Here is a 15525-nt window from a genome sequence, read left to right as displayed (position 1 = left end):
CATGGCAAAATCACTACAAGAACAGTTGTTGGCTTCAGGCTTGGTCAACAATAAAAAAGCCAAGCAAGCGCAACGTGAAAAAAAGCGCCAGCAGCATCTGCAACGTACCGGCAAAGAAGACATCGTCGACGAGGCAAAAATCAATGCAGAGCAGGCACGCAAGCAAAAGGCGGAGCGTGACCGCGAGCTGAATCGTCAGCGCGAACAACAAGCTCACAAGAAAGCCATCGCCGCGCAAATACGCCAATTGGTGGCCAGCAATGCCATCGTCAGTGAACGTGCGGATGTGCGCTATCAGTTTGTTGGCCCAGATAAAAAGGTCAAACCCTTGCACGTCGACCAAGCGGTATTTGACCGTTTGAGCCGCGGCCAGCTAGCCATTATGGAGCTGGATAACAGCTTCGCGGTGATTCCCGTGCCCGTGACCGAAAAAATCCGCCAGCGCGACAGCGATATTTTTATCTACATCGCTGATGCCAAGGCTGACCAGCTGGATGAAGACGATCCGTATGCCGCCTATCAAATCCCCGATGATCTGATGTGGTAACTCTTCAGCGGCGCTGTGCGCCGCTTCCAACTCCGATCATCTCACCTTTAGCCCCTTCCTCTGACCTTCCCGCTCGGCACTGTCAAAGACGTTTACATGCGCCCGTGACAAAAGCTCACTGGCAGCAGACGCCATAACATCTACAGTAGAAACAAACACTTCGGCCAAACGAGTCGCTTATGCTGATTGAACTTCTCTACGTCAGTCGCTCGCGCCAACGCTTTGATGACCTAGCTCTGACCGAGCTACTCCGAGTTGCCCGTCGCAACAATCAATCGACGGGCATTACTGGGCTACTGCTCTATGACGGTCGCGGTACTTTTATTCAGGCCTTGGAGGGAGATGATGATCAAGTCATGCCCTTGTTTAATCTGATCACGACCGACGCGCGCCATGACCATGTCCATGTTCTCGGACGCCAACGCATACAACAACGCAGTTTTCCCGAGTGGCAGATGGGCTTTTTCCCCCTGTCGCCTGAGTTAATCGCCAAAGTCGAGGGCTACTCCGACTTTATGTTCGCCGACAGTCAGCAGCAGCTAAGCCAAGCAGAAACCTCATTTGCCTTTCGTATGCTGGATTATTTTCGCCTGAAAGCACGACTCGAACGGGAGCGCCATGCATGCTGAAGCAATTGAAAGTCGCCCATAAAGTCGCACTGCTCGCCATCGTACTGCTGCTGCTCGTACTCCTAACCGGTGCCAATGCCTACCTGACCATGAGCCAGATCGGCAGAGAAATTCATGACATTGCCAAGTTCGACGTCCCTATAGCCAATCAACTGTCTGAACTCAGCGAACAGCAGCAGCAGCGCAGCCTAATGTTTGAGCAAATACTACTGGCCATCGCCCTCAAATCCACGCATCAAGGCGATGATTTGAACGCTCAGCTCAGCCAGCTTGATCAAGGCATTCAACAACACTATGCAACATTGGGCGAGCAAATAAACCAAGCAGTAGCAGCCAGCCATGACAGCGATATCCAGGCCGTTTTACAAGCCACCCAACGCTTACTTACTCAAGCACAGCAGCAAGGGCGCAGTCTCAGCCAGCAGCGCAACTCACTGCTGCAACAAGCGCAACAGCAAGGCGTTCAGGCAGCTGCAGGGGCCATCAAAACGTTGGAGCAACAGCAGCTCACACTCGACGCCAAAGTGCAAAGTGCTTCTCAGCAAGTACGACAACTGACCCTACAGGCAGCACAGCGGGCCGATATAGCCGAACAGCAAGGCATACAAAACCTACTGATACTGCTACTAACCGCTTTACTGCTGGGAGGCGCCTTATCTTGGTTGATCAGCACGAGCATTGTTAAACCTTTGCAACAGATGAGTACGCGCCTGAAGCACATCGCCGACGGCGATGGCGATCTCACCCAGACTTTGGACGACAGCGGCAATAGCGAGTTAAGCCAGATCGGACGCGACTTTAACCGCTTTCTATCGGTTTTGCGCCAGCTCATTATCGCCACCAGCAATAACGCCAACGAACTGGGAAAATCTTCTGAAACAGCGCTGCGCATCATGCGCGACACGCTAGAAAACGTCGAGCGCCAATACGTAGAAACCGAACAAGTTGCCACGGCCGTCAATGAAATGAGCGCCACCACCGAGGACGTCGCGCGTAGCTCCAACAATGCCTCGGATGTTACGGAACAAGTACGTAATCAGGTCTTGAATGGTCGTGAAGGAGCGGAAGTAACGCAAACGACCATCAACCGCTTAGCACAAGAGGTCGACAACGCTTCCGCTGTGGTATCGGCCCTGGTAGAAGAAACCCGCAACATCGCCGCGGTATTAGACACCATTCAAAGCATTGCGGAACAAACCAACTTGCTAGCACTGAATGCTGCCATTGAAGCGGCTCGCGCAGGCGAACAAGGACGAGGATTCGCGGTCGTCGCTGATGAGGTGCGTTCTCTGGCACAGCGCACTCAGTCATCCACCGAAGACATTCAAAAACTGGTGCAACGCCTGCAAACCGAGGCCAATAATGCCGTCAATAGCATGCGCTCTGGTCAGCAAGCCAGCGAGGAATGTTTACAGCAAAGCCAGGCAACCGCCACCACGTTCGAGCAAGCTGCGCAAGCCGTTAATCAAATAACGGACCTTAACCATCAAATTGCCGCCGCCGCGGAAGAGCAAGCCAGCGTGGCCATTGAAATAAACCAAAACCTCAACAGCATTAGCGATCTGGCTGAGATTACCACCCAAGGCGCAAAAGAAACCCATGCCGCCAATGAAAACATCGCCATGCGACTCATTGACCTACACACCAAATTGAACCGTTTTAAAACGGAATAACGGCACCTATGGTGCCGTTATTCCGCTCTTGATGATTAACAGAAACCGCTAAAAACGATACTTAGCCGATACCGTCACATTGCGCGGATCGCCCGGCTGACCGCCAAGGAACATGGGCTTGCTGTAGTATGTCTCGTCAGTCAGATTATTCAGATTCAACTGCAAGGCCAGTTGCTCATGGTCGTAGCTGATGGCGGCGTCAAAGCGCGTGTATTCTGGCACCACAGCCTCATCAACGCCGAAGGACGATGAGTTAATGGTGCGTTCATCTTCATACTGTACCCCTACCGCTAGTGTGAGTGGCGCCGGCAGTTGGCTTAAAGGCAAGCTGTAGCGCGCCCAAAGATTAGCAAAGCGTTTTGGAATACCCTTTACCTGCCCTAGGTTTTCACCACTGCGTATTTGCTCAGCTTTTTGATAGGTGGCATTCATGCTGAGCTGCCAACGCTCTGCCAAAGCCAGCGCTAGGTCCAGCTCATAGCCACGAGTTTTATCTTCATCGTCATAGAAGTACTGGCGTACATCGACGTTGTAATCGGCATCGTCTGGGTTGTCATTATACTCTGGGTTGGCGTAACGCAGGTTGGTGCGACGGGTATCAAACCACACCAGCGAGCCATTGATACGCCCCGCCAGCGCCGCCCAGCGCAACCCGATATCCAGCGATTGTGACTCAGAGTCTGGACGGTCATCCTCGCCGCTCACACTGCCAAGAATGCTGTACGCCGTGCGACCTTTGGCATAGTTGGCGAAGGTTGCCAGCTGTGGCAGCCAACGGTAGTTCAGGCCAGCATTAAAGGTGTTACCAGAGTCGCTGGTGTCCGCTTCTGGCGTGGCCTGCGGGCTGTGATCGGTACCCAAGTGTTTATAACGCTGTTCGAGACGAGTATGCGCCAGACCGATACGTGCGGTCAGGCGGTCAGCCCAATAGAAGACCTCTTGCGCACTCACACCCTGGGCGATCAGCTCTTTGTTGTAATGGCTGCGTAGGCTATGGTCGTAGTCCATAAAATCGCCGCTCGGCCAGTTGGCATCGCGCATGTCCAAGATATAAGGAATCGGATTACTGCCATCGCTGCCATCGGCATCATAGGCAGACCAGCTTTTGAGTCTTATCTCGCGCTGATCATGATACAGACTGAGCAGGTGCTCACCAGAGAATTCGCCCAAGTTCCAGCTTTTTGAAATATCCGCAAAATACTGCCAGCTATCCTCGTCGACGACCTGACGGCGATACTCCTGACGGCGAACAGCAAATGGATAAAGCTCACCGTCGATCACCAAAGGCGCGCGCGGGTTGGCATTGATTTCACCACGGCGATTCCAGTACACATAGTTGTAAGCACCCGTTTGACGCACAAACTCGGATTCATAGCTGCGCTGCTGCAACTGGTGCACCAATGACCAACCACTGTGACCATGCCACTCATGAATCAATTTGAAACGTTGCTCAGTGCCCTCATTCGGCTCAGACAAGGGCGAAATCAGTGACGCACTGCCCAAATCGTAGGGCTCCAAACCATCGCTGGCGCGAATACTGTCCGCCAGCTGCTGGCGCTGCTCGGCGCTTAGCTGTAAGCCAAGGATGCCATCACCGTCGCCGTCGACATCATTCGGTAAGTCATCGGCATTGACACTGCCCGGTGAAGCCGATGTGCTATCCCAGTTCATAATGCGCACCGGATGGCCGACGGAGTCGATCTGCACGCTGTCATCGATGTACGCCATGCTAAAGCGTAACTGGTGTTTGTTATTCACTTGCCAACGCACGCTGCCATAGGCCTCGCTGCGCTCCGACGACAAATCCCGATAACCATCGCTTTGCTGGTGTCCGGCAACCAAACGATACGCAACGCGATCGTTGATTGGTGCCGTGGTATCAACTGAGGCACCCCATTCATTCCAGCGCCCGGCGTTGGCAGACACTTCAGTGTGAGCCTGGTTTTGCGGCTGCTTCTCAATCAGATTGATCACACCACCGGCTTCACCAATGCCATACAGGCCCGTCGCTGGGCCTTTGAGCACTTCCACCCGATCAATATTTAGCATCGAGCGCGTCGGGTTGTAGGTATTGCCCAAGCCACCACCTGCATACATGCCATCTAGCGCATAGTTCACCCCTAGACCGCGAATCACTAGGTTATCGCCAATGCCATAGTTATTACCGGCTTGGCTAATACCACTGATGTTGCGAATACTGTCTTGCAGTGTGTGAGCCCCTTGGCTATCGAGCAGCTCACGATCAATAACCACCGTCGCCGCTGGGGTTTGTAGCAAACTCATCGACGATTTGGTCGCCGTTGAGCCAACTTGAGGGGGCAAGCGTTCGTCCATGCCGGTCACTGTGACCTGTGCTAACTCTGTCGCATCCTGCGCTTGCGTCGTCACGGAAAGCCCCAAACAGGCCAATACGGAAACGTGTTGAATGGTGATACTCAGAGGATGGCGCAAGAAAAGCGCCGTTAGTCGTGCAGGCATAGAACTGCGTCCTGTGGTTAGACAAAAACGCCGCCATTATGCTGACAATAAAATCAAATGCAAATAATTATTAAAAACTTATAATAATAAACTCATTCTCATATGGCACTGAGATCAACCGTTGTCTTTAAAGGCGCCGATTAAGCTTGGCGCCAGCCAGCTGCAAACACCAGCGACATCCACTAGGCCACCACGCCAGGCTCAATCCAACCAGCATGCCGACCAGCATGAACTGACCAAGCGCGATTACAGCAGCTACCCCTATGCTGTGGTACTGACTTAGCCCCAAAACGGCCAACAAACAGCATCCCCAAGCTAACCCTTGCCAGAGCTGTCGCAGCCGTCGCTGGGGACGCTTCAGACCTAAACATTTGCGCTGTCGATTGCCACAACCACAGCCAAACACACACGCGAACCACAGCAATATCAGGCTAAGCATGACTGATCTCCTTTAACGCTCTGGCGTCTGTGTTGCCAAGCAATGACACTGAGTGCCAGTGCAGCCAGCCAGGCCAACAACTGCACAGCCAACCAATCCCCATCTAAGCGAACCAACGCCTGCCAACAGCTCCAAGGCGCTTGCCACCAATCAATGAGCGCCACCATCCACCAAGCAAGCGCTGCCAAACCATACAGGCTGGCAGGAGGACAACGAACAGCAGCCACCGTCAGGAGCAACCAGGCGACAAACAAACCGTCTTGGGCAATGTGTAGAGAGACCTCAGCCCCACGCAGTAACAATAAAAAACATGCAATGGCCGCAGGTAAGCCAGCAAAGCTGGCCAAATTCAATACTCGTACTAGATACCACCAACGATCACGCCGACGCTCGCGTTTGCGCAGCCAAATGACATGACCACTGGCGATCAAAATACAACCCAAAACACCCGCCAGCACATATAAGAAACGCAACCAAGGTGCTGCAAACAGACCTTCGTGCAAGCCAAACAACGCCTGTTGCAGTGTTTGCCCCCAAGGCATGCCGACCTCTTGTGGCAACCATTCACCAGTGCTCAAGTCGACATAGGCAAGCGAACCGCCACGTACAATACCCTCATCTGGTCCACTCAAACGCGCCATGCCAGTGGACCAATCAAGCCGTATATCAGATACGCCATGCCGGCCCCAATGCTGCCGTGCTTGCTGGTAAAGCTGCAGCAGCGAAATCCCTTCAGCTGGCAACAGTTCCGTACTTTCAGGCACGGGCTGACGCACACCAGCAAAGTACTGCGAACGCGCATCCTCAGCAAAATCAAACCCAGCCGCCACCGTGCCAGGCCAAACGGATGAGCCATAAAACAGCAAACCGCTGTACGCCATAACGAGATAAAACGGCAACGCCGTGACAGCCAATAGGTTATGGCCGTCCAACCAGCTACGCAGCCCTTTATCTGAGCGCAATAGCAGCATTTCTTGGAGGATTTTTTTATGCACCACAATGCCGCTAATCAACACTAGCAGCAGCCAAGCAGACAAAATGCAAGCCAGAGTACGGGCAACATCGCGCCCCAGGTAATGAAAACGGTAATGTAATTGATACAACCATTGTCCGCCCCACTGTGGCGTTGGCAACCACTGCCAATCGCCATCAATCGCTTGCAATATGGCTGATTGTCGCTCTTCAGCACGCCAATCGACCTCGTAGAACGGCCGTTGCTGACCCACAGGCAACTGAACCCGCCACTGCTGGGCCGACTGTTGCTGCAGATGACGCTCAACCTCCGGCAACATCTGCTCGGCCGGTAATGATCGCTGTGATACCAGTTTGGGTTGCAGCCAATGATCCAATTGCACATCTAAATAGCCGAGGGTACCGGTGACAAACATAAAAAATAGCCACCAGCCGCACAGCAATCCTAGCCAAGTATGCACACCATTGAGGCTTTGGCGCCAGCGCACTACTGCCATAGCCAGCCCCCGGCTAATGCCGTCATCATCGCCGCTAGCAATAATGCCGGCCCAGGTTGAGGACGACTGATCAAATAACAAAAGATAACGGTATAAAAAGCCAGCGAGAGCACCAATAATGCCATCACTACCTGAGCTGGGTTCCACCAGTGGGCCAACAACCACGATAAGGCAGCCGACAGCAAAGCCGTGACCCCATAAGACAGCAGCAGAGCGGGCAGCATATGCGCTACCGCCCAGCGAGCGCTACCTGGCCTGAACGTGCTCGACAGCACACTATCAAGAGAGAACAAGAATGCACCTGAAAATCACTATCAATTAGCGGCGCATTATAGTCAGATCAAGCGCGGGGTAAACATCTATTAATGAAGTTCTCAAGAATATCTCGCCAGCTAAGCGTATGCAGCGGCCTAGACACCGCAACCAGAAGCAAACACGGACAGAATTAACAGACATGATGCTGTAGCACTTGCACCAAACAAAGAGACAACGCCCACTCGCAAGTTTATTAACTTAAACCGTGATCTTACCGACCGTCACCACAAGAGGAAGGGCCGCCAGACAGCCATACCCGACGCTGCTGAGCTCCTCTGCCGTCACCCGTCGCCGGGCCCAATCAGCGGCTAAAACGACTTACGAGCTCCAGCTGCTGGTCAGCGGCTTGTTCCATCTCGCGGCTCAGCTTGGCATCAGCCTCAATCAACTCCGCCGCCTGCACACTGTTGTCACGGATTTGAGTCACTCGAGTGGCAATGTCCGTCGATACGCTGGATTGCTGCTCAGCACCTGCCGACATTTCCTGGGCGCTGTTGGCTATGGCATCGACGGACTGCAACAGTGCTTCCAGCTGCGCTGATACCTTGTGCATTTGCTCTTGCGTGACGGCTGCACCGTCGCGCCCTTCTTGCATACGACTGACCAACCCGCCAACTTGTTGCTGAATCTGTGCTAATGCCGTCTGAATGCGCTCCGTCGATTTTTGCGTATCTCCGGCTAGGCTGCGTACTTCATCTGCGACCACCGCAAAGCCGCGCCCTGCTTCGCCTGCTCGAGCCGCCTCAATGGCGGCATTTAAAGCCAGCAAGTTGGTTTTTTCAGCAATAGCATCGATTGATGTAGCGATGGTGCCAATTTCTGCCACCAGTTGGTTCAGCGCTTCGGCCTGTTCAGCATCCTGGATCAAGTGATCGTGCTGAGTAGTCACAAGCTGCGCCACTTGTTGAAGAACCTGACGACCCTCTTCACCCAGCTGACGCGATGCTTCAGCGTCGTGAGAAACCCGTGTCACGGAGAGGCTGATTTCATCAATACTGGTACTGAGCTGTTCTATCGCTACGGCAATTTGATCCGTTTCATAACTGAGTTGTTGCACACTGTGACTACTGTGGCCGGCGTTCTCTGCTACCTGATGAGATTTTTGTACCACATCATGGCTACTATGGCGCACCATGCCGGTAATCGTGCGCAGTGCTGATTGATCAATTATTTGCTGTAAACGGTAGCGCCCTAGGTTGCTGACCTCACCCGTAAAGATGTACTGAGTTAATGCATCTTGGCTGATCGGTGAGTTACATTTGTCTGCTGGCATCGTCCAATGTTGCAACCAAGTATCCAGCCATAGAGCTAGACCTGCTGTGCCAACAAGTACGGCAGCTGCGGGCCACCAAGCTGAGGCAATCAGCGCCAGCAACAGCGCACTTGGCAGAGCAAACAGCCCCCACATAGGCAGTAAACGCTTGATGCGCGGCCACAGTCTCTGTCCGATTGAAAATGGTTTTTTGCCAGCATTTAACCGTGCATACACAGCTTCAGCACGACGCACCTGGCCCGCACTAGGCTTCACCCTGACTGATTCAAAGCCACAGACTTTGCCAGCATCGTAAATAGGTGTGACATGGGCATTCACCCAATAATGGTCGCCGTTTTTACAGCGGTTTTTTACAACCCCAACCCAATGATGGCCAGCTTTTAAGTGATCCCACATCAGCTTAAATGCGGCCTGAGGCATATCTGGATGGCGAATAATATTGTGCGCCTGGCCAATCAGCTCAGCCTCTTCAAAGCCTGAAATATCGAGAAAGTCCTGGTTGATATTGCGGATCACGCCGCGCGCATCTGTCGTAGAAATAATCGACTGTTGCTCAGTTAACGGATGATCTACTTGGGTAACCGGAAAATTACGGCGCACAATGCAAACCTCGATAGATGGTATGGGCAGTCGCAGTAGACCTGTTGCTTTAGGAGCCTCTGAATCACTCTGCATCGCTCTGCGCGACTGTACTCAGCTTTCAAAACAAGGCTTGCCGCCCATGTCTTCACGAAAGCCAGAGAACTCGTTCTCTGAGTTATTGATGTCTGCCGCTGCTAAAGTGGCAAACAGGCTGCCTCAGTTAGAGCCCTTTAACGATCCAAAGCGGGCACCAAATGATGCAGAGACTCCTTAGGTCTAGCGGAAAACGCGACACATTACCAAAAGTGGCTCAAACTTACCGTTACAACTTGCTTCTAACTGTTACAGCCTTGGGTTTGCATGCAAAGCGATGAAACTCCTATAACAAGCCCAGTTGCCATGCTCTGTCCAAGCAAGGCTCACAGAGGCCTCCGACCACTAACACCAGCTCATGTTGGAAAGCTCCACAATTATTCGGCTTCCGTTGACCGCGCTCTTACGTCCATCAGCTCCTCGAGAATGTCTAGGTAATCATGCTCCATCATTCCCAGTTGCTCAAAGTACTGCTGCCGATGGGTTTGCCACTGATGATCATCTTTGGCCAACGTCAGCTGTCGGTAGAGGTTATCGGCAATTTTCAGTGCCGCTAACAGCATGTTTTCCTCGTAGTCTGTGTTGTAAGACAAATACTCAAGGTTGTGATGATTTAGAATAACGTGACAAATATCGGTGGGAAGGTTCCACGTATTTGCAATTAAAAAGCCCACAACGGGGTGGCTGGTGTTGTAAAACTGATCTTCGTAAACCGCCAACGAAACCTCATCATCGGCATTGGCGGCACGGATACATTCCAGATACGTGTCGTGATAGCGCATGGCCATCGCTGCAATACCGCAATCGTGAAACAACCCCGTGGTATACAGATTCTCCTGCGGCACTTCATCCTTAATGCGCCTCCCCAGATACACCATAATGCCGGCTACTTCAGTGGATTCATCCCACAGACGCTCAAAGCTGATCGCCGACTTGCCGTTAAAGGACTGCTTCAGCATCACTGCCGTCAGAACAGCGAGCGTGGCATCCAAACCGAGCATCATAACGGCTTGTTTAACATCACTGACGACGCGCCCAAAGCCGAACTGTGCTGAGTTGATGGTTTTCAGGATTGCTGATGATAAACCCAGATCACGGGCCACCAGGTCCGCTAAAGCACTCAGCTCAGGATCGGGCGCTTGCACCAGCGCCTGAGCTTGCAACAGCAGCTCTGGCGGCGATGGAATAAAGAAAGTTTTTTGCAGGTCATCCAAGTACTCTTGATCAAGTTTAAGCATCGCAATCCCCCTACACACAGGCACTAACGGTAGCCCATTTTTATCTGCCTAAGAGGACGGCGATGTGGGTTGTCCGGCGTTAAGTTTGACTAATGTCATGTAGGCGCTGGGCCAGTGCCGTTGAGTTTTGGCTCATACCATTCAATTGGCTAGCATCCTGCGCATTTTGCTCGGAGATTTGGCGAATGCGATCCGCCAGCTGATCAATTTCCTGAGTTACTCTAGCTTGTTCTTCGGCGGCAGTAGCAATGGAGCCAGTGCGGTCACGTATCTGATCAAAAGCCTTAACAATGTCAGCAAAGCGTTCGCGTGCACTATTAGCGCGCTCAATCGATTGCTGCGATAACTCTTGACTCTGGGTTATAACATCCACCCCTTGACGTGCTGCCGATTGTAACTTGGCGATCATGGTGTCAATTTCACTGGCTGACTCTTGAGTGCGTTGGGCCAAGGTGCGTACTTCATCTGCCACTACCGCAAAACCACGACCTTGCTCTCCTGCCCGCGCCGCTTCGATAGCGGCATTCAATGCCAGTAAGTTGGTTTGCTCTGAAATGGCCTTAATCACATCTAAAACAGTGCCAACCCGCTCTGTGTCGTCCGCCAGTCTGTCGATCACTTGACCAGCGTCAGCCAAAGCATCCGCTAACTGACTAATGGCTTCAGCATTGCGCCCCACCACCTCACTGCCATTATCGACTAGGGCTACAGCATCTTCCGCTGTTTGCGCTGCTTCGACTGTATTTTCTGATACTTCATGGGCACTGGCGGACATTTCAGTAATGGCTGTTGCCAAGGTGTGATTTTCCTCGGTCTGCTGCTGGGCTCGTTGAGTCAGTGTTTGACTCAAGGCCTGCAATGCCTCCGCTCCGTCTTTAACGGCTACGGATTCGTCACGCAGCTCATCTAACAACTTATTGAGATGATCACCGTACTGATTAACCGCAGCACGCAACTGACCGATTTCATCATTGCGGTAAATAGCCAGTCGTTCTGTACTGCGGCCTTGGGTCAATGCCTCAATCTGTTGTCTGGTTTCTACCAGCCAGCGTACGATCTGACGACCATAAAGGACCAAAACAGCAGTAAAAATCAGTACTAACGGCACCAATACGGCATATAACCCTAGAGTAATTTGGCGCAGAGTCGCCAGCGCAACGCCATCGGGCAAAATCAGCCCTAAACGCCAGCCCTGCTCCATATCGACCACCACTAACTGTGACGAATCTCCTTCTATCACGCCAGCAGGTAGTTCATACGCGCCTTCTCCTTGGCGCAGTGCATCCGCCAATGGTTGCAACGAACGATCTGAGCGAACGACATCGTCCAAAGGCTGTGCCGCCAACTCGTCATTGCGCAAACCGGGCATGGCAATAATGCGCCCAGATTGGTCCAAAGCCACGGCAACGCCGCCACTGCCAGCGCTCTGATCGGCCAACAGCTGCGACATTCCCTCTAGTCTGAGGTCGATGGTAGCCACGCCCCAGAAACGGTTATCACGACGAATCGCTACCGTACAGGTCGTCATCGCCACACCAGAGGCGGCGTCAAAGTAGACCTCAGACCAAGCGCATTGACCGTCACTTAGGCTGCGGCCAACGACATACCAGCTTTCATTGTGATAGCCAGAGCCTGACGGATCGTTGTAGTCATCTAGCAATGACAGCCCGCTACCGCTGCGCGCCCAAAACAATGATGCCCGTTGCTGGCCAGGAATAAGCTGCCCTGGCTCCGGCCAAATACCGCCACCGGCAATGCTGTCATCACCAAAGTGATGCACAAGATCACGTATATGTGTCTTAAACTGCTGTTCCTCCAGCGGCAGCGTCTGCGCCAGTGATGCCATATTACGGGTGAGTGCCCCAGCAGAAGCCAACACAGCGTTAACCTCCGCCACCATACCTTGCACACGATTTTCAGCGCCTTCCCTAGCCTGCTGGTAAAGCCTCGGCTGAGCGACCTGACTGGTAACAAAGTAAATACTGACGGTGGCCGCCAGCAACAGGGCAGCGCTCGCTATACGAATTCGATCGCGAAGCAACATAAATTATGGCTCATTCCGACGATTTTAAAGGTTGATTTATAGTATCGGCGGAGAGCTTAGTATATTTAGCGGTACTAAAGCGGATGGCGAGGCAGCCTGTGGTGATCAACTGCCCGAGCCGCGTCACTGCTATCGATTAAAATGGCACATCGTCGTCATAGGCTGGCGGGGCAAAGTCATCCGTAAAGCCAGTGGCTGGACCGCTGGACAAACGCTCCACTTTCCACGCTTGCAGGCTGGTGAAACATTTTTCTGGTTTACCTGGCGCATTCCACAAACGGCCAGATAAATTAAAAGTGACTTGAATTTCATCACCTGGCTGGAAACCGTCCATCAAAGCACACTTATCTTTAATCAACTCCAATGCGATAAAATTCGGGTAATCTGGGTTCTCGCCATCACCGGTGAGTTTGATCACAAACTCGCGTTTGGTAAATCCGTTCTGACCATATTCTCGAGTTTGGTCTATTGAATGGATAATCCCCTGAGCCTCGAAGCTTTTTGCCATAGTAGCACCTGAATTTTTTGGTCTAAATGAATCGGCTGCATCATACCATCGCACACCATCAGTGCTAGCTAGTATCCTGATTCAGGACACTAAGCCGTGAGAATGGTGATTTTTTCTTCAGTTTCCAGAATCGGCTGAATCGAAGCAATGGCGTTGCGGCGCTCTTGGGATTTAAACCACTGACTCCAAGCTTCTTGGTTCTGCCAGTTGGTGATAATGACTCGGTGGTTACCGTCTTTCATATCTTTATAGGTGGCGCCAGAAACATAGCCTTGTGCCTCTAACATGGCCCGCAAGGTATCCTTAATAGCATGGTCGTAGGTTGACTCCATGCCGGCAGCAATGTGACGCTCGATAATGACTTTAATCATGGTTGGAATCTCCTTGTTTCTTCTATATCAAAGCAAGCATAGTGATCTGAGCATACCCAATATTCATGAACAAATGGAATGATTAAGCAATGACGACCACCACTTTAATCAGCGGCAGCCAAAGCGGTATTGGTAAAGCCTTGGTGATCGAACAACTAAAAATAGGGCCAGTGATCAGCTTGTCTCGCCACCCCGAGCCGCCAGAGCAACTCCGGCATGATCAACTGACGCATATTCAAGTCGATCTGACTCAAGGTGACAGTGTGGCGGCCTTAAAATCCGAGTTGGCAGGGCAAGTCATCCAACGCGTTTTTGCCTGCCAAGGAGTACTGCATAGCCCTCAGCAACAACCAGAAAAGTCATTGCAAGCGCTCAGCTCCGATTGGTTAATGCACAGCATACAAACCAATGTCATGTGTCATGTGCACTTAGCTCAAGCTCTAGCAGGCAATGTTAGTCGCCGCCAGCCCCTGCGGTGGCTATCCCTGTCTGCCAAAGTGGGTAGCATCGAAGACAATCGCTTAGGAGGCTGGTACAGCTATCGAATGAGTAAAGCGGCCCTGAATATGTGGATCAAAAACTTGGCCATCGAATGGGGGCGCAAAAGCCCAGAAAGCATTATCGCCGCCATTCATCCAGGCACCACAGATACAGATTTATCCCAGCCGTTTCAAGCCAATCTGAGTGACGACAAACTCTACTCGTCGACCCTCACGGCACAGCGACTGAGCCAAGTCATGGCCAATCTAACGGCACAAGATCATGGCAAACTGCTGTTTTGGGATGGGTCACACTTACCTTGGTAACTGGACACTGTGGCCAAATGAGCAGGCAACGTTTAAGTAGCAGCACTATTATTGGGGTTAACACTGCATACACTAATAACGAATCAGCAGTGCTCTACATAGTTTTTTCGGAGGTTATATGAAACACCTTCTGCCCCCCAAAGCACGCAAGGACCTGCTGCTTCACTGGTTCAGCATTCGCCAGCACGACGCCGATCGCAGCGAAGAGCTGCAGCTCCGTCAGCAGTTACACCAGCCGCAGCCGCGCCAAGAGCAAGAGCACTGGCTTAACACCTTTTTGCATAGTTGGCGTAGTTAGGGCGCGTATTTGTTGTCGCCTCTTAACAATGACGCCCCGTACCTTTGAGTAACACGCTGCCCGAGAACCGGAATAGCCCGTAACGACATTTGAGCTTCTGACTCAGAACACTAACAAAGCCGCCTTACAAAATCGGCTACCCAATGGGCCGCCTGCTGCATGTGCTGCTCGTGCGTATGGCCACTGGCTTTGCGAGGCTTTAAATCGTGATTGCCATCGGCTAACCATCGCAACAGCAAACGCTCGTCCAGTGAGTATTGCGGCACTTCATCCACACTCCCCATCGCATCACGCTCCCCCTGAACAATCAGCTGCGGAAGTTGCAAAGACTGCAAGTGTTCCGTGCGCAAACGTTCAGGCCGCCCCGCAGGATGAAAGGGGTACCCTAAACAGACACATCCTCGCACTTGCGGCGTTACATCTTCGGTTTGGGCCAATATAGATGCAATGCGCCCCCCCATCGACTTGCCCCCCACCACACAAGGCTGGTCAACTTGCATAACTTGCTCACGATAGGCCTGCAACAACTTGTCTGCGCGATCCGGCGGACGTTTTTTACCATCCTGCTGGCGCTTGTGCATATAGGGGAAATCAAAGCGCCAAACCCGAATGCCCTGCTCGGCCAACAACACGGCCATTTGCTGCATAAAATCACTGGCACTGTCTGCACCTGCACCGTGCGCCAATAGCAATAAGGGGCCATCTTCTGGGCCATCTATAAAAGGGGTTTTAGACATAATTTTCGCTGATTGTATAAATGAT

General features: G+C 52.3%; 14 protein-coding genes. 5 read left to right on the top strand and 9 right to left on the bottom strand.

Features of this window, described 5'->3' with window-relative positions; translation table 11 throughout:
- The first annotated feature begins 1 nt into the window (after window position 1).
- The 3 genes from IE090_RS01250 to IE090_RS01240 all read left to right on the top strand — a co-directional run bounded on the left by IE090_RS01250 (window position 2) and on the right by IE090_RS01240 (window position 2849).
- Window positions 2–547, top strand: a complete 546-nt coding sequence (locus IE090_RS01250) for a DUF2058 domain-containing protein (RefSeq protein ID WP_189386525.1) — start codon at window positions 2–4, stop codon at window positions 545–547.
- Between the two features lie 179 nt (window positions 548–726).
- A complete protein-coding gene (locus tag IE090_RS01245; protein ID WP_229815314.1) occupies window positions 727–1176 on the top strand; it encodes a BLUF domain-containing protein in 450 nt (149 codons plus the stop codon).
- Complete coding sequence (locus IE090_RS01240) at window positions 1170–2849, top strand: methyl-accepting chemotaxis protein (RefSeq protein WP_189386524.1); 1680 nt, start codon at window positions 1170–1172, stop codon at window positions 2847–2849. Before IE090_RS01245 ends, IE090_RS01240 begins: the two co-directional genes overlap by 7 nt.
- 48 nt (window positions 2850–2897) lie before the next feature.
- On the opposite strand, the gene IE090_RS01235 is transcribed toward IE090_RS01240, so the two are convergent.
- The 8 genes from IE090_RS01235 to IE090_RS01200 form a co-directional block, all read right to left on the bottom strand.
- Window positions 2898–5327: a TonB-dependent siderophore receptor gene (locus IE090_RS01235; protein ID WP_189386523.1), complete on the bottom strand. Its 2430-nt coding sequence runs from the start codon at window positions 5325–5327 to the stop codon at window positions 2898–2900.
- A gap of 426 nt (window positions 5328–5753) precedes the next feature.
- A complete protein-coding gene (locus IE090_RS01230) occupies window positions 5754–7235 on the bottom strand; it encodes a PepSY-associated TM helix domain-containing protein (RefSeq protein WP_189386522.1) in 1482 nt (493 codons plus the stop codon).
- Window positions 7226–7459, bottom strand: coding sequence for a hypothetical protein (locus IE090_RS01225; protein WP_189386521.1), 234 nt, complete (start codon window positions 7457–7459; stop codon window positions 7226–7228). Before IE090_RS01225 ends, IE090_RS01230 begins: the two co-directional genes overlap by 10 nt.
- Window positions 7460–7851: 392 nt before the next feature.
- Complete coding sequence (locus IE090_RS01220) at window positions 7852–9423, bottom strand: methyl-accepting chemotaxis protein (RefSeq protein ID WP_189386520.1); 1572 nt, start codon at window positions 9421–9423, stop codon at window positions 7852–7854.
- Between the two features lie 452 nt (window positions 9424–9875).
- Window positions 9876–10736 (bottom strand): HDOD domain-containing protein, encoded by an 861-nt coding sequence (locus IE090_RS01215; RefSeq protein WP_189386519.1) that lies wholly within the window; start codon window positions 10734–10736, stop codon window positions 9876–9878.
- Window positions 10737–10815: 79 nt separating this feature from the next.
- Window positions 10816–12780 (bottom strand): methyl-accepting chemotaxis protein, encoded by a 1965-nt coding sequence (locus tag IE090_RS01210; RefSeq protein WP_189386518.1) that lies wholly within the window; start codon window positions 12778–12780, stop codon window positions 10816–10818.
- Between the two features lie 136 nt (window positions 12781–12916).
- Entirely contained in the window at window positions 12917–13288 is a 372-nt protein-coding gene (locus IE090_RS01205; protein WP_189386517.1) for a DUF3127 domain-containing protein, read from the bottom strand.
- 89 nt (window positions 13289–13377) lie between these two features.
- Window positions 13378–13659, bottom strand: coding sequence for an antibiotic biosynthesis monooxygenase family protein (locus IE090_RS01200; protein WP_189386516.1), 282 nt, complete (start codon window positions 13657–13659; stop codon window positions 13378–13380).
- 89 nt (window positions 13660–13748) lie between these two features.
- On the opposite strand from IE090_RS01200, the gene IE090_RS01195 reads away from it, so the two are divergent.
- Both IE090_RS01195 and IE090_RS01190 read left to right on the top strand, forming a co-directional pair.
- Entirely contained in the window at window positions 13749–14465 is a 717-nt protein-coding gene (locus tag IE090_RS01195) for an SDR family NAD(P)-dependent oxidoreductase (RefSeq protein WP_189386515.1), read from the top strand.
- A 118-nt stretch (window positions 14466–14583) separates the two neighbouring features.
- Window positions 14584–14763 carry a hypothetical protein gene (locus IE090_RS01190; protein WP_189386514.1) on the top strand — a complete coding sequence of 60 codons (180 nt, stop codon included), beginning with the start codon at window positions 14584–14586 and terminating at the stop codon, window positions 14761–14763.
- A gap of 110 nt (window positions 14764–14873) precedes the next feature.
- Here the strand turns inward: IE090_RS01190 and IE090_RS01185 are convergent, their stop codons facing one another.
- Window positions 14874–15500 carry an alpha/beta fold hydrolase gene (locus tag IE090_RS01185; RefSeq protein WP_189386513.1) on the bottom strand — a complete coding sequence of 209 codons (627 nt, stop codon included), beginning with the start codon at window positions 15498–15500 and terminating at the stop codon, window positions 14874–14876.
- Between the last annotated feature and the right edge of the window lie 25 nt (window positions 15501–15525).

Origin of the sequence: Bacterioplanes sanyensis (assembly GCF_014652515.1) — a bacterium.
GTDB classification, from domain to species: domain Bacteria; phylum Pseudomonadota; class Gammaproteobacteria; order Pseudomonadales; family Oceanobacteraceae; genus Bacterioplanes; species Bacterioplanes sanyensis.
The sequence above is the reverse complement of the archived record's forward strand: the minus strand, read 5'-3'. Positions and strand labels throughout refer to the sequence as shown.

What these genes read in the sequence shown, in the direction of transcription:
- IE090_RS01230 (WP_189386522.1), bottom strand. Translation starts at nt 7,235, where the DNA reads ATGGCAGTAGTGCGCTGGCGCCAAAGCCTCAATGGTGTGCATACTTGG.
- IE090_RS01190 (WP_189386514.1), top strand. Translation starts at nt 14,584, where the DNA reads ATGAAACACCTTCTGCCCCCCAAAGCACGCAAGGACCTGCTGCTTCAC.
- IE090_RS01210 (WP_189386518.1), bottom strand. Translation starts at nt 12,780, where the DNA reads ATGTTGCTTCGCGATCGAATTCGTATAGCGAGCGCTGCCCTGTTGCTG.
- IE090_RS01215 (WP_189386519.1), bottom strand. Translation starts at nt 10,736, where the DNA reads ATGCTTAAACTTGATCAAGAGTACTTGGATGACCTGCAAAAAACTTTC.
- IE090_RS01240 (WP_189386524.1), top strand. Translation starts at nt 1,170, where the DNA reads ATGCTGAAGCAATTGAAAGTCGCCCATAAAGTCGCACTGCTCGCCATC.
- IE090_RS01250 (WP_189386525.1), top strand. Translation starts at nt 2, where the DNA reads ATGGCAAAATCACTACAAGAACAGTTGTTGGCTTCAGGCTTGGTCAAC.
- IE090_RS01235 (WP_189386523.1), bottom strand. Translation starts at nt 5,327, where the DNA reads ATGCCTGCACGACTAACGGCGCTTTTCTTGCGCCATCCTCTGAGTATC.
- IE090_RS01185 (WP_189386513.1), bottom strand. Translation starts at nt 15,500, where the DNA reads ATGTCTAAAACCCCTTTTATAGATGGCCCAGAAGATGGCCCCTTATTG.
- IE090_RS01200 (WP_189386516.1), bottom strand. Translation starts at nt 13,659, where the DNA reads ATGATTAAAGTCATTATCGAGCGTCACATTGCTGCCGGCATGGAGTCA.
- IE090_RS01195 (WP_189386515.1), top strand. Translation starts at nt 13,749, where the DNA reads ATGACGACCACCACTTTAATCAGCGGCAGCCAAAGCGGTATTGGTAAA.
- IE090_RS01205 (WP_189386517.1), bottom strand. Translation starts at nt 13,288, where the DNA reads ATGGCAAAAAGCTTCGAGGCTCAGGGGATTATCCATTCAATAGACCAA.
- IE090_RS01245 (WP_229815314.1), top strand. Translation starts at nt 727, where the DNA reads ATGCTGATTGAACTTCTCTACGTCAGTCGCTCGCGCCAACGCTTTGAT.
- IE090_RS01225 (WP_189386521.1), bottom strand. Translation starts at nt 7,459, where the DNA reads ATGCTGCCCGCTCTGCTGCTGTCTTATGGGGTCACGGCTTTGCTGTCG.